The organism is Thermodesulfobacteriota bacterium, from assembly GCA_035559815.1.
Taxonomy (GTDB): domain Bacteria; phylum Desulfobacterota_D; class UBA1144; order Nemesobacterales; family CSP1-2; genus DATMAT01.
On record DATMAT010000012.1, the window covers coordinates 26,045 to 52,817 of the forward strand.

The window sequence follows — 26,773 nt, forward strand, 5'->3', positions numbered from 1 at the left end:
AACGTCTTTATACTGTCTTTCCATCCAAGTATATTCTTAGTCTTCTTATTCCCTCGTCTATATTTTCGGACGAGTTAGCATAGGAAAACCTCAAATAACCCTCTCCCCCCTGTCCGAAATCAATCCCTGGCGTTACCGCTACATGGGCTTTTTCCAGTATATCGAAGGCTAACCGATAGGAACTATTACCCAACTTTTCAGTATTGACAAACAAGTAGAACGCCCCACGGGGTTCATAGCGTATTTCGAAGCCAAGCTCCCTTAACCCTTCCATCATCCTGTCTCTTCTTTCACCGAAGATCTTGACTACCTCTTTCACTTTAGCCTTAGCACTATGCAAAGCCAAGATCCCTGCCCTCTGGACAAACGGATTAGGGGAGATGAAAAGGTTCTGTTGGAGCTTCTGAATCGGACGAATAAAATCGGGAGGCACAATTAGGTACCCGAGCCGCCACCCAGTCATACGGTACAGCTTAGAAAATCCATTAACTACAAATGCCTTGTCCGTAAATTCGTAGGCCGAATGTTCTACTCCATCATAAACCAGTCCGTGATATATCTCGTCGGAGATTAAGTATAAGCCCAGCTCCGATATTTCCCTCATTAAATCCGGCTCTAGAACCACCCCGGTTGGATTTGATGGAGAATTGATCAATATGGCCTTCGTCCTTCTGGAGATTGCCTTTTTTACCCTATTCAGGTCAATCTGGTAACCCTCTTCTTCGTAGATTCTTACCGGTTTAGGCACCCCCCCGGCGATTTTTATAATCTGGGGGTAACAGGCATAATGAGGGTCGGTAATTATGACCTCGTCCCCAGGGTTTAAAAGCGATGCCATTGCCAAGAATAAAGCGGGAGAGCTACCCATGGTAACGATGACCGTTCCCGGGGAGACTTCGACCCCGTAGTTTTCTCTGTAGTCAGAAGAAATCGCCTCCCTAAGCTCGGAAATTCCCAAGCTCGAGGTGTACTTGGTGTCCCCCTCCCTGATACTCCTTATAGCTTCATCACAGATTATTCCAGGAGTCGGGAGATCTGGTTCCCCTACCTCAAAGTGAACAACTCTCCCTCCCTGGGCCTCGATCTCTTTGGCCCGCTCCAATACATCCATGACGAAGAATGGCGATATCTCTTCAGATAGCTTGGACGGCATGTTGATTTTTATTCTAAGTAATGCTTGCTGCATTGTCCAGGAAAGAAAAGCTATGATACCTCACCAGCTTGAAATAGCCTATTTCCCTAGGTATATTCAAGCTACTTTAAATGATAAGGACGGAAAATAGGATATGGCCCAGGTTTGTGTAATATGCGGGAAAAAACCGCTTTATGGACATAATGTAAGCCACGCAAACAACAGAACCAAAAGACGCTGGAACATAAATTTAAGGAAGATTAAAGCACGTCTCCAGAGCGGTGAGGTAAGAAGAATAAGGGTCTGCACTGAATGTATTAAATCCGGGAAGGTTCAAAAGGCAGCATAACCCTCTTTTCCAAAAGCCTTTTCTATTTTTTTCTTGAGAAGCTCCCTCTTTAGCTTTCCCAGCCGGTCAATGAAAAGCACCCCGTCCAGATGGTCTATCTCATGCTGCAAAGCACGAGCAAGAAGGCCAGTTCCATCTATCTCTAACCGCTCTCCTTTTCTATCAACCGCCCGAACCTTTACTCGCGCCTTCCTTTTAACATCGCTCAAGAATCCGGGGATACTCAAACAACCCTCCTCCGCAATCTGTTCACCCTCGGCGGACAAAATCACCGGGTTTATGAGTTCTATAAGACCAGGGGAACCCTCTTCCCTGGGAGAAATGTCTATAATACATACCCTTAGATTGACACCAACCTGAGGGGCAGCCAGTCCTATACCCGGCGCATCGTACATGGTTTCTGCCATATCGTCGAGTAGTTTTTCAATTTCACCGTCTATCTTTTCTACAGGGGCAGATTTTTTTCTCAGTTTTGGGTCAGGATAAGTGAGAATTCTTAGAATCGCCATACTATGATAGAATCCTATACGAAACTATAGAGTTGTCAAAATTGGGCGAAACGCTGTTGGAAAAATTAGATAACTTTTTATCGTCGAGAGTTAACTAACAACGGATATTGCCAAGGAAACTAAATCAAGTTAAGCGCTCTCATCCTCATTCAACTTCTTGATCAGTTCCTTGCTGGGCCTGAAATGAGGTAGCTTCTTGGATGGAACCTCTATTGCCTCACCCGTTCTTGGGTTCCTACCACTGTACGGTTTATAGCCCTTTGTAAAGAAGCTGCCAAAGCCTCTGATTTCGATCCTGTCGCCGCTTTGCAGCACCTCGGTCATATATTCAATAATAGTGTTAATAATCTGTTCCGACTGTTGGGGCTGAAGATTGAATTTATCGGCCAATTCTTTTTCCAGCTCTGATCTTTTCATCTTAAGTCACCTTAAATTCTGAATAATTATGAACAAGTTAGGAATCCACTTTATTTAATTTACTCCGGTTTGTCAATAGTGAGTTCATTGTTTTAGGGCAGTTATGGTTAATATGGTATTCCCTTTCGCTATATATATATTTGAAAGGCTGGACATTAATCCAATTTATCATATTTCTTTTCCCGGCAAAGGACCCTAATTTCAACAACGCCGCCGCATTAAAAGAACACCTTCAAACAAGTTAGCAAAATGATCGTATGCGCATATTTGTTATAGTTCCCGCAAAAAGGAATAAACAAGGATAATTTCAGACTATTCAAGGAACCCTATTTAAAACCATATCATCGAGCCAGTGAATATACTCAGTCTACTCAAGAATTTTCGTACTTTAGTCAAATCATTTCTTCCTTCCTTTTTGGCTCTCTCCGACGTTAAAATACTCCCTCAAAGCCACATCCGAAACATACCATCTTCCCGCGACCTTCTTGGCTCTGAGTTTACGCTGCTTAATATAATTTCTGAGCGTCCTCGAAGTTACTTTTCCCTTGAGTTTTTCCGAGATCTCTTTGAGCTCGTAAAGAGTTATACCGGCTATCTTTATAGGCATTTCCTCCCATCCCTCCTTCAAGATACAACAAAAATTGAACCGCCAGGACTAAAGCGTTAGGTCAACAATGAAACGAGCATCTCATCAGCCGTATATTTAAAAGATGTTAAGGCTTTTAATAACCCGACTGAGTATGATGTACCACTTGATTACAGGTTTACTAACTACCGTCCCTGCTTTTAATCCTTCCGGTTGCCGAAGACCCGGACACAGGGTTGGATTTCCAAAGTACCCGGTCGGCAAAAAGCACAGAAGTGCGCTTTAATATCTAATCCTTAATTACCATCCGCATTAATATCAACCGGCCTCAGTCTACCACGAAGCGCAATTTCATCCCTTACCTTGGCAAATAATAATCTTATTATCCTTTCGATAAATTCCTTATTGGGAGAGCTGAGGTCAATTTTAACCTCGGTTATTTTTTTGGCCTTAGCCACGATTCTTGGCCAGCCATTCAGGTCAATTGGTATAATTGCAAAGCGGTCGGCGTCTTTTGAGCATCTAACATGGTACAAAAACCGGGTCGGATTTCTAAAACCCATCAGGCTTGGCCATTTTCCACACTCAGCTAAGACGAACCCTTCTTTTCCAACCCGGTAAGCGGCTATGTTGACCTCAGAGTCAAAACACCATTCAGCACCGGTCCTTCCCTCTCCCCGGTCTTTCAGGCCGGGATGACCTTCTATGTCGTTCAAGAATCGCCTAGCCGCATCTTCGTATGTTTTTAAACTGTGGTAGGACGACATCTTATCGATTAGCTCCGCCGGTAATCGTTGTTAATTCGGGCCAGTTTTACCATTTTAATACGTTTAAAGGTAAATAACAAGACTCCATTTACCGCTACCTACCTTTTAATTACCCTAATACGGTGATAAGGAGCGTATAAATCGCCGGTCACGTCATAGTTAAGGGGTGGATAAGGGCGATACACAACCTTCTTACAGCCTACGCGTCTATCTGGTTTGAATTGACTTCCCACCGACTGACCAACCCCCAAAGGAAAGCTTCTACCTTTGGAATTAGGGACTCCAGCCGGGGTGCATTAAGATAATAAGCGGTTAACTGATATCAGGTCGCCTTGTAGTTTGAAATCCATATGTATTCTCTCAAACCTACAAAAGAGCGGAGCTATAATCAACTTCAGAAATTACCTTTTTATTAAAAGTCTTAGGGTTTGAGATGATTTCTAAAACCACCCGCCTCGATTATAACGAAAACTGCCTAGTATCGACCATATCAGGAAACCCGGCTAATCAGGTCACTCAAATCATCAGGCAACCCCATAATACGCCTAAAGACTTTTATCTCTTCCAGCGCCTGTTCCCATCTCTCCCTTAGGCGCTGGTTAGTACGCTGAGCCTTCTTCATGACCTCGGCTTTGGACGGCAGATTTAACGGTTTTCTTTCCAGATTTTGGGATTGAGCAATATCATCTGTTGATTTGTCGTAGAAATAAAACAACTTATAGTCCTGGTCAGAAATAAAATTATCCAAGAATAGATAACTCTCTTCGAGTATCTGTCTTCTATCCATATCTGTTTCTTCCAGCAAAAGCAATGCGATAGAACGCCTAATTAAGTTTTTAGGATATCGCAGAAGGGACTCCGGGAGGGCCGAAGGCACCGAATCCAATGGTTCTAAATCATCCCTGTCCAGGACTTCGGCAAAAGCCTTTACGATATCACGGGCCGTTTTGTCGTTCATGCTCGAAAAAACTTAACCTTAAATAAATTCATAGCTTACATCGAAAGAATACCAGGAAGCACGTATAGTATTAGACGCCGTGTGGAGAAATTCAAGACTTCAAAATATCATCCGCGGGAAGTATGGTCTTAATCATCTATTATTACCCCACCATGGTTTGATATGAAGTAATTCAATTAATTATAACCCTGGTCAATCGGATTAGGAGAAATTTTTTCTAGATTATGAGAAATGCCTAGAGAGCACATCTTCACCACTTTTTTGGATATAAAATTTCCATCCTTTACAATATATCTTTAATGAATTCTATGAAAGAAGAGTTAGACTCTATTCCTTCCTCCCCCGGTGTATACCTGCTGAAAGACGAGAAAGGGAAGTCAATCTACATCGGGAAAGCTAAAAACCTGAGAGTCCGGCTGCGCTCTTACTTTCATCAGAGCCTGGACAATGAGCTAAGACCACAAATACCCTATCTGATGCGTGAGGTAAAAGACATCGATTACTTAGTCACCCAGACCGAGCGCGAAGCCCTGATGCTGGAGAACTCCTTAATCAAGAAAAACAAACCTAAATACAACATCCGTTTGAAAGACGATAAAAACTATTCTTCCTTGCGCCTTGATTCCAGAGAAAGGTTTCCAAAGCTTACATACACCCGGCGAATATTGAAAGACGGGGCTTTATATTTCGGCCCTTTTGCCTCTGCCCAGGCATTGAGACAAACCAAACGGCTTATTCACCGAATCTTCCCCCTGCGGGATTGTACCGAAGAAAAATTCAAGCGCCATTCCGGGAGGCCCTGTCTTAATTACTTCATGAAACTCTGCTCGGGACCGTGCGCCGGGATGATCGATGAAGAAGAATATGGAGAAATCGTCGAACAAACCAAGATGTTTCTTCGAGGAGAAAGGAAAGAGATTTTAAAACTTCTCCGTGAAAAGATGAGTCAAGCTTCAGAGGAGCTTAGGTATGAGGACGCAGCGCACTACCGCGACCAGATTAAACTCCTGGAAAAACACCTAGATACCCAACTGCACATTTCAGCAAGCCTAATGGATAAAGATATAGTGGCATTCTACCGGGAGGGTCAGTATGTAGAGTTTGTAGTTCTCTTCAGCAGAGGCGGGTCGATAATCGACAAAGCCCAGTACTCCTTCGAGAAGGCTACATGGGAGGATGAGGAGATACTCCGGGAATTCATCACCCAGCTTTACGGGGGAGATCGCTTTATACCCCAAGAAATCATAATTCCTCTAGAATTTGAGGGAATAAACGCTTTATCCGAGTGGTTCTCGGAAAAACAGGGCAAGAAGGTAAGAATTACTGTTCCGGAGCGGGGATTTAAGGTAAAACTCCTGGAGATGGCAAGTAGAAACGCCGAAGAGGGCTTCAAGAGAAAATCCGTCGATAGGCAGGAAAGCTATCATCTATTGAAGAAAGTTCAGCACGCCCTCTCCCTTTCCAGACCCCCTCGGAGCATCGAATGCTTCGACATATCCAACATCCAGGGAGACCAAGCCGTAGCTTCGATGGTCAGGTTCGAAAACGGCAAACCGGCAAAGAAAAGGTACAAAAAATTCAAGATAAAAACGGTCCTCGGGGCAAATGACTACGCCATGATGTATGAAGTGCTGTTTAGAAGGTTAAGCAGGGCCGGTCAGGAGGGTTGGGAGATTCCCGACCTTATCCTTATCGATGGAGGAAAAGGACAGTTAAACATTGCCTATCAAGTCCTCGACGAAATCGGGCTCCGGGAAAAGTTAGACTTAGCCTCCATCGCCAAAGGAAGAGACGAAGGAGAACCGGACAAGATTTACATTCCTGGAAGAAAAGACCCCGTTTCCCTTTCCCGGAATTCTCAGGAGTTATTCCTACTAATGAGGGTCCGAGACGAAGCTCATCGCTTCGCTATTACTTACCACAAGAGGCTGAGGACCAAAAGAGCCTTTGAATCGGAACTGGACTCCATATCTGGAATCGGAAAACGGAGAAAGGCAGTACTGCTCAAACACTTCGGCAGTTTATCGGCAATAAGAGAGGCTTCACTGCAGGAGATTTCGTCGATGCCCGGATTTAACAAGAAGGTTGCGGAGATGATTAAACAGCGTCTCCGCCAATAGGTTTTCTCCATAACTTATTTAAATTTAAACAGTATGAAAGCCACAATGCCCGATAGCCCTGGCTAGAACTCCAGCCTTTTCATAGCATTTTGGTATTTATTCTCCACGTCCTGTAATGATATATGCTGGTATATCTTCAAACTTTCCTTGGAACTGTGACCGGTAATAAGCATAAGCTCGGCATCATTGAAGCCATTTTTGGTTAGCCAGGTTATGGCCTGATGCCTGAAGGTATGTGGGGTAGCCTTGATCCCCGCTTTCTCCGCGTAATATTTGACTATCTGCTGGATTCTTCTCGTTGTATACTTGTCATTCAACCTGGTCTGGAATAGATACCTGTTTTTAGGGTTATTTTTCATGTAAACCTTCAAGGCCATCTTGAAGTCCTGGTTGAAAAGCACATACCTGTCTTTATCGCCCTTTCCCCCCTCTATAAAAATCTTATTTTCATCCAGATAGACATCGGCCATCCTGATGTTCACCAATTCCTGGTTGCGCACCGCAGTATAGAATAGCAGCTTCAACATGAGCTCATGCCGAAGGTTGTCCGCTTTCTCCACCTCTTCATAGAATCTTTTAAAACTCTCCTCGGAGAGGATCCGTGGAAGCCTCTTTGGCTTTTTGCCCGGTTTCAAGCCCAGCTTTTCTCTTACTCTTCGATAGACGTAACTAAAATCCTCGTAATCCCACCCCTCCTTCCTGGCTATCCTTATTATCTTCTCAATCGCCTTTTCCTTCTCACTTTTTATATAGGTCACTGAATAGTTTGGTTTATTCAATTATCTATACCTCCGTCGAAAGCATAGCACAGCTTTAATAATTCGTGAAGATTACCTATACACGAAATTAATCCTGCCCTTTTGCCACCACTATCACAAACAACGTTTACATACTAAGAAACTTTATGATTCGGCATAATAATAAATACTCCAAAAAGAAGAAGACCAAACCGTAACCTGGTTGGGAAACGGTTCAGTCTTCTTTGCATTCCTAGAAGGTATGGAGAGCTATATGAGTGACCGCATTTCGAGATTCAACACAGTAAAATTTGGCTATAACTATGCCAGCTCTTTATAGGAATTTGCCAAGTTTTCGGTCGGTCACGTTGAGATCACTCACCAACGAGCTTAATTGTTAAGCATAAGTGGTAAAAAAATGACAGCTCAAAGGAAATAGAAAAAACCCTTCACGTCTTACTGATTTCAATTGAAACTTAAATGGGGTTTTGTTAAGATTAGGCATTCATCGTGACCTATTCGGCCGGTATAATCAACAATTGCTCAAGAGGTATGCATAAAGTATGGCCCAACCGATATTAATTGCTAAGGGTGAAAATGAGCTTTGTCTCCTGCCCAGAATGGCCAACCGCCACGGTCTTATTGCCGGAGCCACCGGTACGGGAAAGACCGTAACGCTACAGGTATTGGCCGAAAACTTTAGCCGAATCGGAGTACCGGTATTTGCAGCGGATATTAAGGGAGACCTCTCCGGCATCAGCCGACCGGGGACGGAAAAACCCAGAATAGTCGAGCGGATAAAGCAGTTGGGACTCGCAGATTTCCACTTCGCCGGTAGCCCGGTGACATTCTGGGATGTCTTTGGTGAGCAGGGACACCCAGTGCGCACCACCATATCAGAAATGGGACCACTTTTGCTGAGCAGGTTGCTCAATCTTAACCAGACCCAGAGCGGTGTGCTGACGATTGTGTTCAGGATAGCCGATGACAATGGCCTTCTCTTACTCGACCTAAAGGACCTCCGGTCGATGCTTCAGTATGTAAGTGAAAGTGCCAAGGAATTCACTGCACGGTACGGCAATGTTTCCGCGGCAAGCGTTGGAGCAATCCAGAGAGGGCTCTTGGCACTCGAAGAACAGGGAGGGGACAAGCTCTTTGGCGAGCCGGCTATGAACCTTCATGACCTCATGCAAACCGACACCAATGGGCATGGGATGATAAATATACTTTCGGCCGATAGACTCATGCAGTCGCCTAAAATTTACGCCACTTTTCTTCTGTGGTTATTATCCGAATTATTCGAACAATTGCCGGAGGTGGGTGACCCGGAGAAACCTAGACTCGTTTTCTTCTTCGATGAAGCCCATTTACTATTCGACGATACGCCCGAGGCCTTACTGGATAAGATCGAGCAGGTAGTCCGTCTCATCCGTTCTAAGGGTGTAGGGGTATACTTTGTCACCCAGAACCCGTTAGATATCCCGGATACCGTGCTCGGACAGATGGGCAACCGTGTTCAACATGCGCTACGCGCCTACACCCCTCGCGACCAGAGAGCGGTTAAGGCCGCAGCCCAGACCTTTAGGAGCAATCCAAAACTCGACGCAGAAATGGTGATAACCGAGCTTGGAGTTGGAGAAGCTCTGGTTTCACTACTTGATGAGAAAGGGAGCCCGGGCATCGTGGAACGCGCATTAATTTGCCCTCCTAAAAGCCAGATCGGACCGATTACACCGGAGGAAAGGCAACGGATTATCAGTCAGTCGGTTTTATACGGCCACTACGAAAAGACCTTTGACCGACAATCAGCTTATGAAATGCTAAGAGGTCGCGCAGAAGAAAACACTCAAACTATGGCTACACTGCCTAAGACTTCGCCACCAAAAGAGAAAGTTGGACGGCAACGTGAAAGTATATACGAAGCTATGGCCAAAAGCGCAGCACGCACCATCGGCACGCAATTAGGCCGACAAATCCTCCGCGGTGTGTTGGGCTCAATACTTAGCGGGACTAAACGCTAACTTTCTAGATGGTGTATCATTGCTGCTTTCTTTTGGCGGCGAAGCAATCTCTCATTTTGGATAAGAACGCATTAAAGCCATTTGTCAGAATAATCAAGCTCTACAAGTGGACTGGCTGTTGATACGTCGATTAAAAAAGTTGATAATATTATTTGTAATAAACCTGTTTAAATCCGGGTGAAGATTTGGATAGTGTCAGATTGGTGCCCAAAATAAAGGGTCGCGGGTCTTCTGAAAATCCGCCCAATCGTTTCGAGAAGATAGAGTACGTTCCTGATGCAGACGAGATTGCTGAAGGCATTTCACCTAAAACCATTTTCTATAGGGACACCACCAAGTCCATCATCGCTTACAACGAGAGCCCGGATGTAGGGTTTGAAGCCAGCATTAATCCATACCGCGGATGTGAGCACGGCTGTATATACTGCTATGCCCGCCCCACCCATGAGTACTTTGGTCTATCCGCCGGATTAGATTTCGAGACAAAAATATTCGTCAAGGAAGATGCACCAGAATTACTCAGAAAGGAACTGTCTTCTCCCAAATGGGAGCCAAAGCCCATCGCCATAAGCGGGGTTACAGATTGCTATCAGCCTGCTGAGAAGCATTTCCGCATAACCCGGAGGTGCTTAGAAGTCCTGGCCGAGTTTCGTAACCCGGCGGGAATCGTCACAAAAAACTATTTGGTAACCCGGGACATAGATATCTTGAAGGAATTAGCCGAGCATCATGCAATAATAGCCGCGCTCTCTATCACCACTCTGGACCCTAAGCTGGCCAGAGTTATGGAGCCCCGGGCCTCCCAGCCCGATTTACGCTTGAAGGCGATCGAAAAGCTGTCCCAAAACGGTATTCCGGCGATGGTAATGGTTGCGCCTGTTATTCCGGGACTTACCGACCATGAGCTTCCTAGGATCATCCAGAAGGCAGTTGAAGCAGGCGCTTTACAAGCAGGGTACGTGATGTTAAGGCTACCCTACGCCGTCTCAGGACTCTTCCAGACCTGGCTTGAGCAGCATTTTCCAGAGAAGAAGAACAAGGTATTGAACAGGATTCGGTCTATACGAAAAGGCAGGCTTAATAGTCCCGAATTCTATGAACGCATGAAGGGTGAGGGCATTTTTGCCGAGCAGGTCAAAACGCTATTTCAGGTCGCTTGCAGAAAAGCGGGGATCGACAAGAATAAGATTCGCCTTTCATGCGATTCGTTTCGCCGGCCCGGAGGCATACAACTGAAGCTTTTTTGATTTCTAAAACCTCTTCGCCTTACAACTGTTTTATGATAATTTGTCCCGGACGCAGGGGGAAAATATTTCCGGGCTCAAATTTAAACCACTAAACCAAGAAAACTGGGATGACCTTGAAACACTATTTGGTGATCGGGGGCTTCCGGAGGGTGCTGGTGCATGTGGTGGCGACTAAAGCGTTCTGAGTACGAGAAGAACAAAGGCAATAAAAACAAAGAATTTATGAGAAGCATCGTGAATTCAGGGGAGATTCCCGGCTTGCTAGCTTATCTCAAAGATAAGTCTATAGCATGGTGCTCGGTGGCACTGAGAGAGAAATTTTCATCTCTGTAACGGTCGAGGGTGCTAAAACGAATCGATGATAAACCGGTATGGTCGATAGTGTGCTTTTTTGTGGACAAGGATTACAGAAACAGGGGAATTACCGTATAATTGCTCAAGGCATGCATTGAGCATGTAAGGAAGAAGGGTGGAAAAATCTTGGAGGGTTATCCCATAGAACCTAAGGAAGAGAAAGATCTTCCGGCATTTGCCTGGACCGGTTTACCAGCGCCTTCAAAGGCGCAGGTTTTGTGGAATGCCTACGCCGCTCGGAAAGACGCCCCTATCATGAGATACTATATAGACTAGGAAAAATGAGGGGGCAAGTCGAAGACTGAAGTCCTGTTTTTTTCCCACAATTGCTGATAATACTTGGATATCGTATTCAAAAAATTTTGATACACATGCTTGCGCCCATGCATCTTCATAATTCACAACCTAAGACTCGACTTTTTTTCAAATCAAGGTTGACAAAAGCGATTATTTAGTATAAAAAAATGCATTTAAAACAGGGGGAAGAAAATAATTGTTCGTACCGAAACATGCCTTCGTAACCAAGGGCGTAGGAAAACACAAAGAAAAACTGACCAGCTTTGAGATGGCACTCCGTGATGCGAAGATTGCCGAATTCAATCTGGTCAAAGTCTCTAGCATATTCCCCCCAAACTGCACATTGATGACCCAATCGGCCGGACTCAAGCGCCTTAAGCCCGGCCAGGTCGTCTATGTAGTGATGAGTGAGAATGCCACCGACGAGCCCCACCGCCTGGTTGCCGCATCGGTAGGAATCGCCATACCCAAGAAATCAAACCATTACGGATACCTTTCCGAACACCACAGCTTCGGTCAGACCGATAGCGCCGCTGGTGATTATGCCGAGGACCTGGCTGCATACATGTTGGCCACCATACTGGGAGCGCCGTTTGACCCGGATAAAAGCTACGATGAGCAAAAAGATATCTGGAAGATAAGCGGACATACGGTGCAGACTAGAAACGTCACTCAGTCCGCCGTAGGGGATAAATACGGCATATGGACCACGGTGATTGCCGCCGTGGTGTTTGTCCCATAAAAAAGTTAAGAGTTGTAAGTTAAAAATGAGAATTGATTATTGACTTCTCACTCTCAGCCATTTGGTTATTCCCTGAGCATTTCCTGAGCCACTTCCAGTGTTTTTTCGGTGACCTTGAGACCGCCAAGCATGCGAGCCAGTTCCTTTACCCTCTCCTCATAACTCAGGGATCTGACCTCCACCCTAGTCCTGCTGTCTTCCGTTAAGGTCTTGGTGACGGTGAAATGGGTATCGGCAAACTTTGCCACCTGCGGAAGATGGGTAATGCAAATAACTTGGTGCGATTGTGAGAGGTTTTTGATCTTGCGGCCAACCGCCTCGGCAATCGCCCCGCCTATCCCGGAGTCCGCTTCATCGAATATCAGAACCAAACCCCCTTCCACTCTTGCCAGAACCTCTTTCAAAACAAGCATTATTCGGGAAAGCTCCCCTCCGGATGCTACCCGGGTAAGGGGCTTGGGATTCTCGTCAGGGTTTCCGGAAAAGAGGAAGGCTACCTTATCACCACCATTATAGGAAAGCTCTTTTGTGGTAAGATCTACCACGAACCTGGCGTTCTTGATCCCTATCTTCTCCAGTTCCTTCTCAACTGCCTTCATCAGTTTTTGTGACGAAGCCCGCCTTTTCTCGGATAGCTCGTAAGCCCTCTTATTGAGAACCAGTTCGACTGCCTTGAGCTGATTCTGCAGGTCTTCCACCTTTCCCTCATAGCCTGAGATATCCCCTAGCTCCTCCTCCATGCTCTTTCTCTTCTGGAGAATTTCCTCTATAGTCCCGCCGTACTTTTTTTTAAGCCTCCTTATTTCCTGAAGCCTGCTATCCACATAATTGAGTCTATCCGGGTCAAAACTTATATTCGCCGCATATTGGCGTAGTGTAAAGGAAGCATCCTGAATCTCCACAACTCCCTTCTCTATGGACTTCGCCGTCTCCAACAGGGTGTCGTCAATCTTCACTGCCTCTTCCACCCGGTTAGCGATTCTCTTAAGGGTATCAAAGACCGATTTCTCCCCTTCGTAAAGTGCCTCATAGGCCTCCTGGGTTATGGAATATAGCCTCTCCGCATTGGCCAGTCTTTTCCTTTCCTCTTCCAGCATTTCATCCTCGGAAACCTGGAGCCTGGCAGCGTCGATTTCTGCACACTGAAACCTAAGGAAATCCTCTCTCTCGACCTGCGTTCTCCGGTTACTTTCGCATTCTTCGAGCTCTTTTTTAAGCCTAATGTATGCCCGATAAACCTCACCGACTTCCTCCGTGTGCACCCTTAGGCCTCCGAACTCGTCGAGCAACTGCAGATGCTTATCCTCTTTCAGGAGTGTCTGATGCTCATGCTGGCTGAACACATCGACTATGCCTTCCGTCAGTTGTTCAAGCATTGAATACGTGGCTATATTGCCGCCGATAAACACACGGCCTTTACCCCTACGGGAAAGTATGCGCCTAATTAAGAGCTGGTCATCCCCCGCCTCAAACCCCAGAGATTCCAGTTTATCCTTTAAATGTTTATTATCACCTATATCGAATAAGGCCTCGACCTGAGCTTCATCCTGTCCGGATTTTATAAGGTCAGACGAGGCCCTGTCGCCGAGGATGATATTTATGGCATCAACTATGATGGATTTCCCGGCCCCGGTCTCACCGGTGATGATGTTTAGGCCTTTCCCGAAATCGATAGACAGGTCATCTATGATGGCAAAGTTCTTCAGGTTGAGTGAAAGGAGCATTAAACCTATTCAAGAAAGCTTTTTAGCATTCCTCCGATATCCGAATCTTCGAGCTTTTCCAGTGCTCTTTTCTCTATCTGCCGTATGCGCTCACGGGTGAGGTTAAAATACCGGCCTATCTCATCTAAGGTATAAGTGGTCTCGTAACCAATTCCAAACCGCATTTTCAGTATCTGCTCTTCCCTGGTTGTAAGGTTGGACAGAGCATCCTTTATCTTACCGGTGAGCATGGCCTTTGCCACAGCCGAATCGGGAGTGAGGGCAGTCTCGTCTGGAATGAATTCAAGGAGGGTGGTTTTTTCCCCGTCAACTATGGGTGAATCTAGATGAAATACATCTTTGGTAGCGTCCAGAACCCTCTTCACTCCCTCGATTGAAATGCCGGATTTTTGGGATATTTCCTCGGGAAGCGGTTTTCTCCCCTTTTCTTTATGAAGCATGGAACTGATCCTGTGCACCTTACTTGCCTGCTCCAGCACATAAACTGGAACCCTTATCGTCCTAGTCTGGTCGAGTAATGACCGGGATATAGCCTGGTGAATCCACCAGGAGGCATAGGTCGAGAATTTGTATCCCTTCGTGTGGTCGAATCTTTCCACCGCCCTCATCAGACCTACGTTACCCTCTTGAATTAAATCGGGAAGCGGCAGCCCCCGACCCATATATCTCTTGGCTATGCTTACTACCAGCCTGAGGTTGGCCTTGACAAACCGGTCCTTAAACCGCCTGGCCGTTTTAAGACACGCTTTTGTCAGTATGCCACGCTTTTTAACGTGATTAGGAGTCACTCCGTCTTTGAAGCCTGTCCTCCTCGACGCCCTTTTTCTGAGCCTTCTCAGGGTTCTCTCTATGCTTCTTATGGAAATACCATCTATCTCGGCAATAGTGTCATCCAGAAAATCACCCAGCTTTTTGTCGAATATCCGCTCCAGGACCCTTTTCACGTCCCTAGCTTTAGCCTCGCATTTTTTGATCTTAGCCGATACCTCCACTTCCTCCCTGGCGGTCAAAAGGGGTTCATTCCCCATTTCCTTGAAATAGACCTGAAGAAGCCTAAATTCCTCGTCCGGAGTCCACTGTTTTCCCTTCTCTTCCGCTTCGCCCCTTGGCGATTCTACCTGGAGGTCAAACTCTGACTCCGCTAATTCGGTTATAATTTTGTCCTCGATATCAATGGTGATAAAAAGCTCTTCCGACCCGTTAATCTCGTCGAGTTGATTATCCGAAAACTTTTTATAGTTATTGCCCTTAGCCCGTTTATTCTTTTGCTTTGGGGCCGGCTTAGAACTAGGCTTAACTCCAGACATTCGCTTTGAAATAGGAAGAAGTGCACCTGTTTCCAATCTTCCCTGTCTCACTCCCAATCCTCCTTGAAAGCTTTTTAGGTTCTTATCTGCCCATCGCCATAAATAATAAATTTTGTGGTGGTCAACTCCTCAACGCCCATCGGGCCAAACGCATGTAATTTCGACGTACTGATTCCTATTTCCGCACCTAAACCGAGCTCATATCCATCGCTGAATCTGGTAGACGCATTCACCAGAATCGTCGATGAATTCACACTATTCAGGAAATACTGGGCATTTTTATAATCCCGGGTAATTATCGCTTCAGTATGCATGGACCCATATTTTTCCACGTGGTCTATGGCTTCGTCTATTCCCTTAACCACTCTTACACTAAGTATAAGGTCAAGGTATTCCGCATACCAGTCCTCTTCACTTGCCTCTTTGACCCGAGGGACAATCTCCTTGGTGCGTGGGCAACCCCTGATCTCAACACCATTTTCCTCAAATTTTTTTACCATCCGTGGCAGGAATTTTTCTGAAACCCCTTCGTGTACCAGGAGCGTCTCCATCGAATTGCATACACCAGGCCGCTGCACCTTGGCATTTAAGCAAATATTTTCAGCCATCTCCAAGTCGGCAAATTCGTCCACAAATATGTGACAAACCCCCTTATAGTGCTTTAATACCGGGATTTTTGAGTTTTCCGATACAAACCTTATCAGACTCTCACCGCCTCGGGGAATAACCAGGTCTATATAATCTTCGAGCTTTAATAGCTCCAGGACCAAAGCCCTGTCCGTGACCGGAACAATTTGAACGGCCTCCCGGGGCAGGCTGTTCTTTTCCAGAGCATCTCCTAATACGGACCCTATAGCCATATTAGACCTTATGGATTCGGACCCGCCCCTCAAAATTACCGAATTTCCAGCCTTCAGGCATAAACCGGCGGCGTCAGCGGTCACGTTCGGTCTTGCTTCATATACTATAGCAACCACCCCTAGCGGGATCCTCATCCTTCCCACCAAAAGGCCGTTGGGTCTCCTCCACATCCGTATCACTTCGCCGACCGGGTCCGGAAGCGAGGCTATTTGTTTTAACCCCTCGGCCATCGACTTGATTCGGGATGGGGTAAGGGTGAGGCGGTCGATAAATGACGGGGATAGACCCCTTTTTTGAGCATCCTCTATGTCTTTATTATTTTCCTCGGCTATGAAACCGGAGTGAGAAATAAGCTCCTCAGCCATAGATATTAGAGCGCTGTTTTTGGATTGGGAAGGAATCTTAGCTAATACTCGAGAAGCCTCTTTGGCCCTTTCTGCTATTTTTGTTGCCAGTTGAATAAATTCGGAGTTAGTAGGTAATATAGTAGCTTTCGATCTCGACATTTAGTCCGGAATTAATTCCTTGCCTTATCATGGGCTTTTTTTAAGATGATAATATATCTGTAAACGCATTGTCAAGCTAAATTTTCATACACCACCGATAGCGACATAGAGAGATATCAGTTTTTTATCGGGTAACTCAACAACGCAATAAAAAACCCCCAATAACGTAAAAAGTATTACATCAATGGGGGTTATAATCGGATTAGATTTACCAGAATAATTAGTTAGCAAGCACTCATACTGTCAGAGCAGGTTTTGCCTGTACCAATCGATAGTTTTTCTAAGTCCGGATTCGAGGCTAGTCTTAGCCTCAAAGCCAAAGTCTAATTTGGCTTTGGAAGTATCCAGCATCCTCTCGGGTTGCCCGTCCGGTTTTTGGCTATCCCATACAACCTCACCTTCATACCCAACCATATCCTTGATTAAGTAAACTAAATCCCTGATCGTGATCCCCCTTCCAGAGCCGATATTGACTGGTTCATATTTATCGTAACGCTCTGTGGCAAGAATAATCCCCTCTGCAGCATCCTCAACGTACAGGAATTCCCTGGACGCTTTCCCGGTTCCCCAAGCCGTGACTTCCTTAGCACCCCTATTTTTAGCATCAAAGAACTTCACAATGAGCGCCGGAATGACATGAGCATCCTCTGGGTCAAAGTGGTCTCCAGGACCGTACAAGTTTACCGGTATGAGATATATGACCTTGAATCCATACTGCTTCCGGTAGGACTGTGCCTGAACCAAGAGCATCTTCTTAGCCAGTCCATAAGGGGCGTTTGTTTCCTCCGGATAGCCGTTCCAAAGATCCTCTTCCCTGAAGGGGACAGGAGTAAACTTCGGATAGGAGCAAACGGTCCCCACCGCCACAAACTTTTCCACCCCGGCCTGCCTGGCTGCTTCGATCAGTTGTATACCCATTATGGCATTATCGTAGAAAAGCTCACCCGGATATTTCAAATTAAAACCTATACCACCTACCTTTGCCGCTAGGTGAATGACTATATCAACCCCTTTCACAGCCTTTAAACAATTCTCCCATATTCTGAGATCGCACTCCTTACTTCTGGGGATTACCAGGTTGTCCCTTTTTGCCCCTCTATCCATGAGTTTCTCAACTATGAAGGTGCCGAGAAAGCCGGCACCGCCGGTAACTAAAATGCGTTTAGTCCTTAGCTCGTAGCTCATAGCTCTTTAACCCTTTTTCATAGTTCCTAGCTCATAGAATTTCCGATAGAATTAATTAAACTCGAAATCTTTCTCCCAACCTCACTACCGGAGCCTTTTAATTCATCGAGTTGGGCTCCATCAATCCAGTTTTTCTTATGAAGTATCATTAATAAAGTAATAGTTTCGTATAAAGAACCACGAGCGATGTAAAGAAACTGAATAAATTCCCGCTTTGAATATCTGCCCTTACCCTCAGCTATATTCATTGCTATAGAGGTTGCCGATGATTCCAATTGCTCAACCAGCCTATAGTGTTTTCTGTTGGTATTATTGAGTTTATCTCCAATATCTATAACCTTATCGGCAAAATTAATCGCCTTCTGCCACACTTCCAGATCTTCAAACCCGAATTTAACATTGTTAGCTCTAAACTTTTTGCCCATCTTTGTACCCGTTCGATAATTCCTACTTCATAACTAATACTATCAACTATGAACCATCAACAATGAGCAGAATTAATCCACTTTCCACCACCTGTTTGGAAATTTCTCCCTTAGCACCCGGTCACCTTCCCCCACCGGCTCAAGGCCCATCCTTCTCATGTCCGCATCAACCATAATTCTTACTAAATCGCGAAAACTAACCTTTGGCTCCCAACCTAGCGCTTCCCTGGCTTTGGATGAATCGGCCCTCAATGCCTCGACCTCGGTAGGACGAAAATACTTGGGGTCGATCTTTACATGCTCCCTCCAGTCGAGCCCCACGTAGGAAAAAGCCTCCTCCAGGAACTCCTTGATAGAATGGCTCTCGCCCACACCGATGACAAAGTCATCGGGCTCGGGCCTCTGGAGCATTTTCCACGTCATTTCCACATATTCCGGGGCAAATCCCCAATCCCTCATCGGGTCGAGGTTACCCAGAAAAATGTATTTGTATTTACCGGAGAGTATCATTGCAACCCCCCTGCTAATCTTCCTGGTGACAAAGGTTTCGCTTCTTCTGGGGGATTCGTGGTTAAAGAGGATCCCGCTGACCGCAAACAGGTTATATCCATCCCGGTAGTTAATGGCCGTCCAGTGGGCCATCAACTTAGCACAGGCATAAGGGCTTCGCGGTTGAAAGGGCGTTTCTTCACTCTGAGGCGGTGGGGACATCCCAAACATCTCGCTGCTGGAGGCTTGATAAAATCGGCAATTGTTGCCGCTCTTGCGTATAGCCTCCAAAATCCTTATCGTCCCCAGCCCGGTTATGTCTCCGCTGTATTCCGGCATGTCAAAGCTCACCCGCACATGGCTCTGTGCGGCCAGATGGTAGATCTCCGCAGGCCGAATATTATAGATCAGGTTGGTGAGCTGGCCGGAATCGGAAATATCACCGTAATGGAGAAACAGCCTCGCCTGTGGCTCATGCGGGTCGACATAAAGGTGTTCCAACCTTTCGGTGTTGAAGGTGCTGGATCTCCTGATCAAGCCATGAACCTCGTAGTCTAACGAGAGCAGCAGCTCCGCCAGATAAGAGCCGTCTTGGCCGGTTATACCGGTGATAAGCGCCTTCTTCATCCCATATTCTCCATAATCCGGTTGATTTTAATAGTTGCTGATTCACTTAATCTTACAGTTTGTATAAAGAACGTATTGCTCACACTTTACAATAGTAATTGCCCATGACCAGGACATCCATTTTAGTCCTCGAAAAACAGTTTGCCGCATCGGCAGGCGTATTCACTATAGGCTCGTTTTCGTTGAATGAAGTGTTAAGCAGCATTGGAACCCCGGTTAAATTGAAGAACTCACGAATTAGACTATAGTATCTTAAATTTGTACTTCTGGAAACCGTTTGTAATCTTCCAGTACCATCCACATGCACTACAGCCGGTATAAATCTTCTTTTTTCAGCCTTTACCACGTATATTTTTTCCATGAAAGGAACGGGCGAGGCCCCTTCAAACCATTCCGACACAAAATCCTCGAGCACGGAAGGGGCAAAGGGTCTAAAGCCCTCTCTTCTTTTTATCCTCTCATTCAATATAGTCCTCATACCCTCTTTTCTCGGGTCGACGAGGATGCTTCTGTTTCCCAAAGCCCTCGGCCCCCATTCCGTCCTCCCCTGAAACCATCCAACTACCCTGCCGTCGGCTATATCCTTGGCCGTTTTCTCATAAAGCTCCTGGTCGTTTAATTTAATGTACTTAAGACCATACTCGTTCAAGGCTATCTCTATCTGCTCATCGGAAAACGTAGGTCCCCAGTAAGCGCTATCCATCACAAATCCTCTATCGTTGCCCAAGAATACACTCCACAGCCAAACGGCAGCGCCGATTGCCGTACCGGCATCGTAAGAGGCAGGTGGGATATACAACTCTTTAAACGGAGTCATATCCCCTATCTTCCCGTTCGCCAACGAGTTCTGGATGCAGCCGCCGGCTAGGGCAATTTTATCCGTCCCCGCCTTCCGATGGACGTGGTTCAACATGTGGAAAAAAGCCTCCTCGTACATGGCCTGCATCGAGGAAGCGATATCCTTATGGCGTGCGGATATACTTTCACCGCTCTGTCTAGGGCTTCCTAAAAGCTCGATCAACTTGTCCGAAAAAAGCCTCCCCAGAGTAGGCTCCCCGTTTTCCCAGACCATATCCACCCCTTCCTTGTGATGGACAAAAAAGGAGGTATCCAACTCAAAAAGGCCATTGTCTTTGAGCTTCACTACTTTTCTCATCTCGTTTAAATAAGCCGGCCTACCGAACGAGGAGAGCCCCATCACCTTGTATTCGTCCCCGTATTTCCAAAACCCCAGAAACTGGGTCAAGGCCGTATAAAAAATCCCTAATGAATGAGGGTATTCCACCCAGTCCAGAATTTCGATTTTATTTCCACTGCCTATCCCCCTCATGGCGCTCAGAAAATCGCCGAACCCATCTACCGAGACACAGGCGGCACGGTCGAAAGGAGATACCAGATAGGCGCTTCCCAAATGGGCCCTATGATGCTCAACATTCTGAACCCTTGCTCTTATACTCGAAGCTTTAACCCCAAAGGCACGAGCTAGGCCCTCTTTGACGTCGCTAATCCTAGACACGCTCTGCAACCTGTCCTTGAGAAAACCGATTCTGGGCGTTTTCGTCAGCACCCGAAGAATCTTTTTGTGAATGTGTGCAGACGGGTTTCTGGAAATGGCGATATAATCGACTTCCCCGATGTCGATGCCGCCATACTGGAGACACCATTTAACGGCCTCGACGGGAAGCCCCGCCCAGTGTTTTATCCTTCGAATTCTCTCCTCCTCGATAGCACAGACCAGCTCTCCGTCTGACAACAGACAGGCCGATGAATCGCCATGATAGGCGTTTACACCCAGTATGTACAAGGAACCCCTCCTTACGACAAATCGAAATTATCGATACGATAGCTGGGGAAATAAAGCCGGATGGTTTGTGATAGCTACAATAAAATGGATAAAAGCCAAATTTAAATAGGCTTACTCTAATATCAAAGCTTATTCCCTCTCGATTCCCACTTAGCCCTGAGTGTAATCCAGAGGGAGAGCAGGATAAACCTGAGGTCCATCTCCAGGCATTGACGTCTTAAATATATGAAGTCATACCTGAACTTCTGTCTTCTAGAGATATCCCTTGGGGCATAGATCTGGGCTACCCCGGTAAGACCCGGTCTTATGGAGTGGCGCTTACTGCAACCTGGTATCATTTCAAGCGGAATAGGTCTATTGCCGTTTGAGGGAGACGCCTTTACTTCTATCTCCGCAGGAAGAAGGGCACGTGGACCCACGATGCTCATGTCACCCTTGAGAACATTCCATAGCTGGGGGATCTCGTCCATGGCCGTGGCTCTCAGCACCCGGCCGACCCGGGTTATTCTTTTGTCGTTTTGCCCCGCTTGAAGTGGGCCGAAACGTACATCAGAGTCTGCCACCATAGTGCGAAACTTGTAGGTTCTAAAAAATCTGCCACCTAGGCCAACACGCTCCGAGCAGTAGAATATGGGCCAGCCATCCTCAAGCCAGATAGCCAGGGCGATGATTATGGAGATAGGAAAACTAAAAATAAGTCCAAGTAAGGATACGGCAATATCCAGGTATCTCTTTAAAGAATACTCCCTGACCCGAACCGTCGTGAATAACCCATGCGTATAGGAGTTATCATAACTTCCGTTAAGCTTGGCTGGATAGGTATCAGTAACACTGTAGACAGCCTTATGATTAAACCCGGAAACATCAGCCAGCTCATTAGAGTGGCTGCCAGAATAAGCGGTGTCCCAGACTGCCCCTATATCTCCATCGGTTATTCGTAGCTGGTCTTCTTTATACACCCTCCATCTCCTTCAAGAGTTGGGGACCAATTAGGCCCTGTCGTGTGGCTACTCAAGAGATCACGCTCGACGAATTACCCTCGCGCTATCGCCTTAAGTCTTTTATCAAAACCTGAAGGTTAAAACAATAGTACTATGGGAGTAATTTAGTACTAGTACTGGTCCACAGCTAAAAAGGGATTATATGAAGAAGACCGGGGTTTACCCCCTTATCTTGTGAAGAACTGGGGAATCTTGGAGAGGTTCTTAGACAATAGCGTTAGAATAGCTAGGTTTAGACCATTAATTCTGAGGGCCCTATAGTCCTCGACTGTTTTTCTCACCAAGCCCTTTATGCTACCGTTACTTATTCCACCCGTCCTCATCTTGATTAAAACCTCCGGTATATAGCAGGTAGTTATCTTTTGCCTGGCCAACAACCTCAACACCATCTCATAATCGGCGGCGATTTTGAGGTTCGTATTAAAGCGACCGTATTTTTCATAAACTTCCCTTTTTACAAAAAAGGTGGGATGTGGAGGCATCCAACCCCACCTGAGCATACCTTCCTTATATTCTCCGGCCCTCCAGTATCTTATGAGCCTGCTGCCGTCTTTATTCACATAAACCAGGTCGCCATAAGCGCTTTGAACATCGTACCGGGCAAAGGCCTCCGCCATTTTTTCTATAACCCTGTCGCTGGCGTAGAAATCATCGGAGTGTAAGATCCCGACGACATCTCCCGTCGCCATTCCTATACCTTTATTGATGGCATCATAAATTCCCTGGTCGGGTTCGCTTATCCATTTTGAAATTCCGTGCTCATATTTTTTTATAACGTCCAGAGTCCCATCCGAAGATTTGCCGTCAATCACTATGTATTCTAGATTTTTATAAGTCTGCCCCAGCACACTTTTTATACACTGTTCTATGTTGATTACATTATTAAAAACAACAGTTAATATGGAAATCTTCATGTTCGCCATGTTAAAGTGGGGATATTGTATTGCGAAGTAGTTTGTACCCGGCCGTTCAGATTATCAGTGCGGGCAAAAGTGGTTAATGCAAACAAAACCCATATTTCCCCCGAGGACATATCCTAAAACCGCGGTTGTTGATTCATTATCGGGATATACTAAGCCCCCCGGTTTCAGCCAAAGCGAGCAAATAATTCAAAGCGATTCTGGCCGAGAAATTCAATCTTATAGCCAATGGCTCTAAGAAAATGGAGAAGTGGAACTTCGTTTTTCTGGTCGTCGATGGCTATAAAAAGCCTAGGCTTATATTGCCTTAAAGTCCTCTCCGCGCCGAGTATCACATCCAGCTCAGCCCCCTCCACGTCTATTTTAATTATGTCAGGAGGCTTTATAACCCCGGCAGCAAGGAGATTATCCATACTATCCACTGGCACGATAAGTTTTGTCGGTTCTTGGCTTAAACATCCTACTTCCGAGCCACAACTATCGCTGAAAAACATATACTCTCTTTTCCTTCCCAATGCTATCGGAGAAATAGCCACATTAGTAACGCCATTCATATCCATGTGTTTTCGCAAGTACACAAGATTCCTGGGATTCGGCTCGAATGCATATACAAATCCGTCGCTGCCACACAATCTTGCGAATAGTAGTGTAAAAAACCCGACATGGGCCCCTACATCGTATGCTATCATACCATTCCGGGAATGACTCGAAATGGCCTTTTGCTTGAAGAATTCATAGTCTCCGAACCAGTATCCATGAACACCACTGCCCACTATCCAGTAATAGTTCCTATTGTATCCCTGTAGGATTTTTATCCGGGAAGATTTAGGAATAACATTAAGTGGAAATCTCAATACCCTCCCGATAAAGCTTTTATTGTCTATTTTAGAAACATTAAAGACCTTCATATGGCACCCTGGAGCCGTTGCCCATATTCATCGAATCTCTTTTAAAAGCGAGTTATAAATCTCGACCCCCGTCGCACTCACGCTGGCACTATAGTTCATGTCGATACTGTTAGCCCGTTCATCGATATTTTTTATCCTAGCATCGTCCGGTATTCCTCGGCCGAAAATCCAATCTCCGACCTGGAAATTATCGATGCTAGAAACATTGGTTATTCGATTACTAGCCTTGGCCAAGTCCCCAGTTGCTATTATGTTATTAACAAAGTTGGCACGAAGTATGTTAACCGATGATGGAGTGTAGGATGTATCAATGTCCGTCGCTAGCAATTTTGACGTTATCATATTACCGTCGACAGCCGACACCCGTAATACTGGCAGCAACCAGGTGTACCCGAGCATTGAACGCTCCCTGGGCTGGAAAAAACTGAAGAGAAAGTGACGTAGGAACTCGACGTAGTCAAAGCTTCTTCCCGAGGGAGCATAACGGGATTGCCAATATAAATAATCTCCCACTTGAAACTTTTCTGGATAGTCAGTCTTAAAAGAGATGCTGTTTGAACTGAGAGCGATGCCGGATATAGCCACACTAACATGATGAGAAGGTCTTTTAATTTGAAACCTTTTTCCGGTATCGGACTCGATTATTTCATATGTGTTTGGGGATATGGACAATCTCCTTGGAACAACCTTGGTTTTATGGGTATCAGATATCGCTTTTAAGGGCGGGTCAAAGGAAAGAACCGAGCGCTGGACGTTCAACTTGTATTCACCGTACAGTTGAGAATTTACAAATCGGCTGGGGGCTTTGGTCAAATCTACAAAAGAGGAATTTTCCAGCGTTATACTACCGTTACCATCGGCGACCATATTAAACAACCCCTCATACGTATAGAAATTGCAAGAGGAAAACTTGAGAATAGTGAACGTAGCCACGTATCTACTAGGCCTATAATTATCAAACCGGTAAGCATATAGATTGGAATTGGATATGGTAGCAGGGGACGTGACGGACGAAACTCCCTCACCAAAGAGGCCTATTTCCGCAAAACTTTCCGCATCGATCTTGTCTATGTTTACCGCTCCCCGGTCTCCGGTTGATTCGAAAAGCCGGAAAGATAAGCCGAAGGTGCAGTTGTAAACGAAAGGAAACTGCCCGTTCCGCCTTCCGTGCCTTAAAGTAGTGATTGCAACATATGAGCCGGCAATACCAACGTTCTCCAAAGCCACATTTCTTTGCTGTGCACCCCCAACCGAGACTCCAAATGTGTTGTGGATGATCGTGCTGTCTTTTATCTTGATATTTTCCGCGTTTTCATCGTTATCCGAGGGCTTTACAGCGACACCGACGACAAAATAAGAGATAGTTACATCTTCGATAACAACTGCGGAGCTGTGCGACCGATTATAGGGGTCATTAGGATAGGCATCCCAGGGCGACTCTCCGGAATATGCATCTATAGTTATTCCAGCATACGGAGAGTGCCTCTTGTTAGAACACCCGGACGAGACCCAGTCATCAATGTTTGTGGCGATGATATTTTTAGCGGCCATATCTTGTACCATCTTTCCCGGCGCGATGTTTTTCCCGGTTATCCTCAAGCCTTTTATCCGCACACCCCTAGCCCCCTGAATGTTAATGGCCGGTCTATCCGTAAAGTCAGCCTTTAATTCAACGTATCCAAGAAAACTAGGTAAACCTTCTATGCTGATACTTATATATTGGTTATCTCCATAGCCTGCTTTGATCGTATCGGTAATCCGGTATCGGCCTGCAGGAAAAAATACCTTAGCCATTCTGTTGGTTATGGCATGGTCGATAGCCGATTGTATAGCCTTTGTATCGTCGGCTTCTCCATCCCCCTTGGCCCCAAATAGCCGAACATCGGCAACCTGTCTTCTATCGTGCTCCAGTTCTCCACTTATGAGCAATCCAGTAAATGTTAGCCTCTCACTCCCAACCATAAAGACTGCAAGAAAGATCTCAAACAATAACAAATAAACCAAGGCTGAGAATATGCATATTTTTTTCACGGTTGGGCCTGGAGGCAAGGGTCAACGATGGCGGTCAACTAAGGGTGGTAGGACCGGTGGGATGGGAAGCAAGCCCAACCACCGACGTTTTACCGAGCTGGCTTAATCCAGATAGCAGTATCCCAAACGCCGTTAGTAGTCCAGATATACCGCCAGTTGCTAACCTGGGCATTGAACCCTGCCCAATAAGGAGAAGCCGGCCCTTGCCAATCGGTTCGTGAACTGGGGGAGCGAGTTTGGCAGGGTAAATACCAATTGACGTTGTCTATCATCAAAACTCCACCCGGCTTGAGCAGGGGCAAGACGGAGAAGGCACAAAGGTCACGCAAGGCTCCGTCCACCAGGACGAAATCCAGGGAATGATGTGAGAATTCATCAACAATTCTTACGTAGCTGGAATTCAGGCCCTGGTCTAAATCCGATTTATATAAATAGGTTATGTTGTCTAAATGCAATTCATCTATTTTCCTAACTAGCCTATTGAACCATTCCTCACTATGCTCGACGCTGGTTAAATGCTTAATCCTACGGGTCAGCCAGAGGGTCGAGCGGCCGGAGCCCCACTCCAAGCCTATGTGGTCAGTGCTAAGCCAGGATTGCAAGAATTCAACAGCCGTTTTGGTCAGCCAGGGAGCGTCCGGGTTCTTAAACTGAAACCACATTACCGCAAGACGGTCGTAGATGTAACGGGGGGTCCAATGTCCGTATGAATGCCGGAGACGTCGAGGAATAAACCCGTTAATTTTCAT

Annotated in this window: 26 protein-coding genes; 7 read left to right on the plus strand and 19 right to left on the minus strand. The window is 45.9% G+C overall.

What is annotated here, in order from left to right; genetic code table 11:
* Window positions 1-7: 7 nt before the first annotated feature.
* Window positions 8-1,153: a pyridoxal phosphate-dependent aminotransferase gene (locus VNN20_02665; GenBank protein HWP91085.1), complete on the minus strand. Its 1,146-nt coding sequence runs from the start codon at window positions 1,151-1,153 to the stop codon at window positions 8-10.
* Window positions 1,154-1,286: 133 nt separating this feature from the next.
* Here VNN20_02665 and rpmB point away from each other — a divergent pair, with 133 nt between their 5' ends.
* Window positions 1,287-1,481 carry a 50S ribosomal protein L28 gene (gene rpmB, locus VNN20_02670; protein HWP91086.1) on the plus strand — a complete coding sequence of 65 codons (195 nt, stop codon included), beginning with the start codon at window positions 1,287-1,289 and terminating at the stop codon, window positions 1,479-1,481.
* Here the strand turns inward: rpmB and def are convergent.
* The 5 genes from def to VNN20_02695 form a co-directional block, all read right to left on the minus strand.
* The gene (gene def / locus VNN20_02675; GenBank protein HWP91087.1) at window positions 1,466-1,990 is read right to left on the minus strand and encodes a peptide deformylase; all 525 of its coding nucleotides are present in this window, start codon (window positions 1,988-1,990) and stop codon (window positions 1,466-1,468) included. The genes rpmB and def overlap by 16 nt on opposite strands.
* Before the next feature lie 129 nt (window positions 1,991-2,119).
* A complete protein-coding gene (locus tag VNN20_02680) occupies window positions 2,120-2,407 on the minus strand; it encodes an HU family DNA-binding protein (GenBank protein ID HWP91088.1) in 288 nt (95 codons plus the stop codon).
* 397 nt (window positions 2,408-2,804) lie between these two features.
* Complete coding sequence (locus VNN20_02685; protein ID HWP91089.1) at window positions 2,805-3,014, minus strand: hypothetical protein; 210 nt, start codon at window positions 3,012-3,014, stop codon at window positions 2,805-2,807.
* A 275-nt stretch (window positions 3,015-3,289) separates the two neighbouring features.
* A complete protein-coding gene (locus tag VNN20_02690; GenBank protein ID HWP91090.1) occupies window positions 3,290-3,760 on the minus strand; it encodes a hypothetical protein in 471 nt (156 codons plus the stop codon).
* Between the two features lie 490 nt (window positions 3,761-4,250).
* Window positions 4,251-4,718, minus strand: coding sequence for a hypothetical protein (locus VNN20_02695; protein HWP91091.1), 468 nt, complete (start codon window positions 4,716-4,718; stop codon window positions 4,251-4,253).
* 308 nt (window positions 4,719-5,026) lie between these two features.
* On the opposite strand from VNN20_02695, the gene uvrC reads away from it, so the two are divergent.
* A complete protein-coding gene (gene uvrC / locus VNN20_02700; protein HWP91092.1) occupies window positions 5,027-6,838 on the plus strand; it encodes an excinuclease ABC subunit UvrC in 1,812 nt (603 codons plus the stop codon).
* Between the two features lie 62 nt (window positions 6,839-6,900).
* Here uvrC and VNN20_02705 read toward each other — a convergent pair whose 3' ends face one another.
* A complete protein-coding gene (locus VNN20_02705) occupies window positions 6,901-7,617 on the minus strand; it encodes a site-specific integrase (protein ID HWP91093.1) in 717 nt (238 codons plus the stop codon).
* A gap of 521 nt (window positions 7,618-8,138) precedes the next feature.
* Here VNN20_02705 and VNN20_02710 point away from each other — a divergent pair.
* The 5 genes from VNN20_02710 (at window position 8,139) to VNN20_02730 (ending at window position 12,236) form a co-directional block, all read left to right on the plus strand.
* Window positions 8,139-9,596, plus strand: coding sequence for a helicase HerA-like domain-containing protein (locus VNN20_02710; GenBank protein ID HWP91094.1), 1,458 nt, complete (start codon window positions 8,139-8,141; stop codon window positions 9,594-9,596).
* A 203-nt stretch (window positions 9,597-9,799) separates the two neighbouring features.
* On the plus strand, window positions 9,800-10,843 hold the full coding sequence (locus VNN20_02715; GenBank protein ID HWP91095.1) for a PA0069 family radical SAM protein: 1,044 nt from the start codon (window positions 9,800-9,802) through the stop codon (window positions 10,841-10,843).
* A 159-nt stretch (window positions 10,844-11,002) separates the two neighbouring features.
* On the plus strand, window positions 11,003-11,176 hold the full coding sequence (locus VNN20_02720) for a hypothetical protein (protein HWP91096.1): 174 nt from the start codon (window positions 11,003-11,005) through the stop codon (window positions 11,174-11,176).
* A gap of 99 nt (window positions 11,177-11,275) precedes the next feature.
* Window positions 11,276-11,473, plus strand: a complete 198-nt coding sequence (locus tag VNN20_02725; protein HWP91097.1) for a hypothetical protein — start codon at window positions 11,276-11,278, stop codon at window positions 11,471-11,473.
* A 217-nt stretch (window positions 11,474-11,690) separates the two neighbouring features.
* Window positions 11,691-12,236: an arginine decarboxylase, pyruvoyl-dependent gene (locus VNN20_02730; protein ID HWP91098.1), complete on the plus strand. Its 546-nt coding sequence runs from the start codon at window positions 11,691-11,693 to the stop codon at window positions 12,234-12,236.
* A 65-nt stretch (window positions 12,237-12,301) separates the two neighbouring features.
* Here VNN20_02730 and recN read toward each other — a convergent pair whose 3' ends face one another.
* From recN to VNN20_02790, 12 genes are all read right to left on the minus strand, one after another.
* Complete coding sequence (recN, locus tag VNN20_02735) at window positions 12,302-13,960, minus strand: DNA repair protein RecN (protein ID HWP91099.1); 1,659 nt, start codon at window positions 13,958-13,960, stop codon at window positions 12,302-12,304.
* 5 nt (window positions 13,961-13,965) lie between these two features.
* Entirely contained in the window at window positions 13,966-15,318 is a 1,353-nt protein-coding gene (locus tag VNN20_02740) for a sigma-70 family RNA polymerase sigma factor (protein ID HWP91100.1), read from the minus strand.
* A 23-nt stretch (window positions 15,319-15,341) separates the two neighbouring features.
* Window positions 15,342-16,634, minus strand: a complete 1,293-nt coding sequence (locus tag VNN20_02745) for a glutamate-5-semialdehyde dehydrogenase (GenBank protein HWP91101.1) — start codon at window positions 16,632-16,634, stop codon at window positions 15,342-15,344.
* Between the two features lie 243 nt (window positions 16,635-16,877).
* Window positions 16,878-17,819, minus strand: coding sequence for a GDP-L-fucose synthase (locus tag VNN20_02750; protein ID HWP91102.1), 942 nt, complete (start codon window positions 17,817-17,819; stop codon window positions 16,878-16,880).
* A 26-nt stretch (window positions 17,820-17,845) separates the two neighbouring features.
* Complete coding sequence (locus tag VNN20_02755; protein HWP91103.1) at window positions 17,846-18,244, minus strand: four helix bundle protein; 399 nt, start codon at window positions 18,242-18,244, stop codon at window positions 17,846-17,848.
* A 72-nt stretch (window positions 18,245-18,316) separates the two neighbouring features.
* On the minus strand, window positions 18,317-19,360 hold the full coding sequence (gmd, locus tag VNN20_02760; protein HWP91104.1) for a GDP-mannose 4,6-dehydratase: 1,044 nt from the start codon (window positions 19,358-19,360) through the stop codon (window positions 18,317-18,319).
* Window positions 19,361-19,439: 79 nt separating this feature from the next.
* Complete coding sequence (locus VNN20_02765; protein HWP91105.1) at window positions 19,440-21,164, minus strand: carbamoyltransferase C-terminal domain-containing protein; 1,725 nt, start codon at window positions 21,162-21,164, stop codon at window positions 19,440-19,442.
* A 122-nt stretch (window positions 21,165-21,286) separates the two neighbouring features.
* A complete protein-coding gene (locus tag VNN20_02770; GenBank protein HWP91106.1) occupies window positions 21,287-22,123 on the minus strand; it encodes a sugar transferase in 837 nt (278 codons plus the stop codon).
* Between the two features lie 209 nt (window positions 22,124-22,332).
* The gene (locus VNN20_02775) at window positions 22,333-23,079 is read right to left on the minus strand and encodes a glycosyltransferase family 2 protein (GenBank protein HWP91107.1); all 747 of its coding nucleotides are present in this window, start codon (window positions 23,077-23,079) and stop codon (window positions 22,333-22,335) included.
* Between the two features lie 173 nt (window positions 23,080-23,252).
* Window positions 23,253-23,993, minus strand: a complete 741-nt coding sequence (locus tag VNN20_02780) for an FkbM family methyltransferase (protein HWP91108.1) — start codon at window positions 23,991-23,993, stop codon at window positions 23,253-23,255.
* A gap of 27 nt (window positions 23,994-24,020) precedes the next feature.
* A complete protein-coding gene (locus VNN20_02785; GenBank protein ID HWP91109.1) occupies window positions 24,021-25,955 on the minus strand; it encodes a glycosyl hydrolase family 28-related protein in 1,935 nt (644 codons plus the stop codon).
* Between the two features lie 158 nt (window positions 25,956-26,113).
* Complete coding sequence (locus tag VNN20_02790) at window positions 26,114-26,773, minus strand: hypothetical protein (protein ID HWP91110.1); 660 nt, start codon at window positions 26,771-26,773, stop codon at window positions 26,114-26,116.

What these genes read in the sequence shown, in the direction of transcription:
- VNN20_02745 (HWP91101.1), bottom strand. Translation starts at nt 16,634, where the DNA reads ATGTCGAGATCGAAAGCTACTATATTACCTACTAACTCCGAATTTATT.
- gmd (HWP91104.1), bottom strand. Translation starts at nt 19,360, where the DNA reads ATGAAGAAGGCGCTTATCACCGGTATAACCGGCCAAGACGGCTCTTAT.
- VNN20_02695 (HWP91091.1), bottom strand. Translation starts at nt 4,718, where the DNA reads ATGAACGACAAAACGGCCCGTGATATCGTAAAGGCTTTTGCCGAAGTC.
- VNN20_02775 (HWP91107.1), bottom strand. Translation starts at nt 23,079, where the DNA reads ATGAAGATTTCCATATTAACTGTTGTTTTTAATAATGTAATCAACATA.
- recN (HWP91099.1), bottom strand. Translation starts at nt 13,960, where the DNA reads ATGCTCCTTTCACTCAACCTGAAGAACTTTGCCATCATAGATGACCTG.
- VNN20_02680 (HWP91088.1), bottom strand. Translation starts at nt 2,407, where the DNA reads ATGAAAAGATCAGAGCTGGAAAAAGAATTGGCCGATAAATTCAATCTT.
- VNN20_02785 (HWP91109.1), bottom strand. Translation starts at nt 25,955, where the DNA reads ATGGTTGGGAGTGAGAGGCTAACATTTACTGGATTGCTCATAAGTGGA.
- VNN20_02665 (HWP91085.1), bottom strand. Translation starts at nt 1,153, where the DNA reads ATGCCGTCCAAGCTATCTGAAGAGATATCGCCATTCTTCGTCATGGAT.
- VNN20_02755 (HWP91103.1), bottom strand. Translation starts at nt 18,244, where the DNA reads ATGGGCAAAAAGTTTAGAGCTAACAATGTTAAATTCGGGTTTGAAGAT.
- VNN20_02750 (HWP91102.1), bottom strand. Translation starts at nt 17,819, where the DNA reads ATGAGCTACGAGCTAAGGACTAAACGCATTTTAGTTACCGGCGGTGCC.
- VNN20_02790 (HWP91110.1), bottom strand. Translation starts at nt 26,773, where the DNA reads ATGAAAATTAACGGGTTTATTCCTCGACGTCTCCGGCATTCATACGGA.
- rpmB (HWP91086.1), top strand. Translation starts at nt 1,287, where the DNA reads ATGGCCCAGGTTTGTGTAATATGCGGGAAAAAACCGCTTTATGGACAT.
- VNN20_02690 (HWP91090.1), bottom strand. Translation starts at nt 3,760, where the DNA reads ATGTCGTCCTACCACAGTTTAAAAACATACGAAGATGCGGCTAGGCGA.
- uvrC (HWP91092.1), top strand. Translation starts at nt 5,027, where the DNA reads ATGAAAGAAGAGTTAGACTCTATTCCTTCCTCCCCCGGTGTATACCTG.
- VNN20_02720 (HWP91096.1), top strand. Translation starts at nt 11,003, where the DNA reads ATGTGGTGGCGACTAAAGCGTTCTGAGTACGAGAAGAACAAAGGCAAT.
- def (HWP91087.1), bottom strand. Translation starts at nt 1,990, where the DNA reads ATGGCGATTCTAAGAATTCTCACTTATCCTGACCCAAAACTGAGAAAA.
- VNN20_02685 (HWP91089.1), bottom strand. Translation starts at nt 3,014, where the DNA reads ATGCCTATAAAGATAGCCGGTATAACTCTTTACGAGCTCAAAGAGATC.
- VNN20_02780 (HWP91108.1), bottom strand. Translation starts at nt 23,993, where the DNA reads ATGAAGGTCTTTAATGTTTCTAAAATAGACAATAAAAGCTTTATCGGG.
- VNN20_02710 (HWP91094.1), top strand. Translation starts at nt 8,139, where the DNA reads ATGGCCCAACCGATATTAATTGCTAAGGGTGAAAATGAGCTTTGTCTC.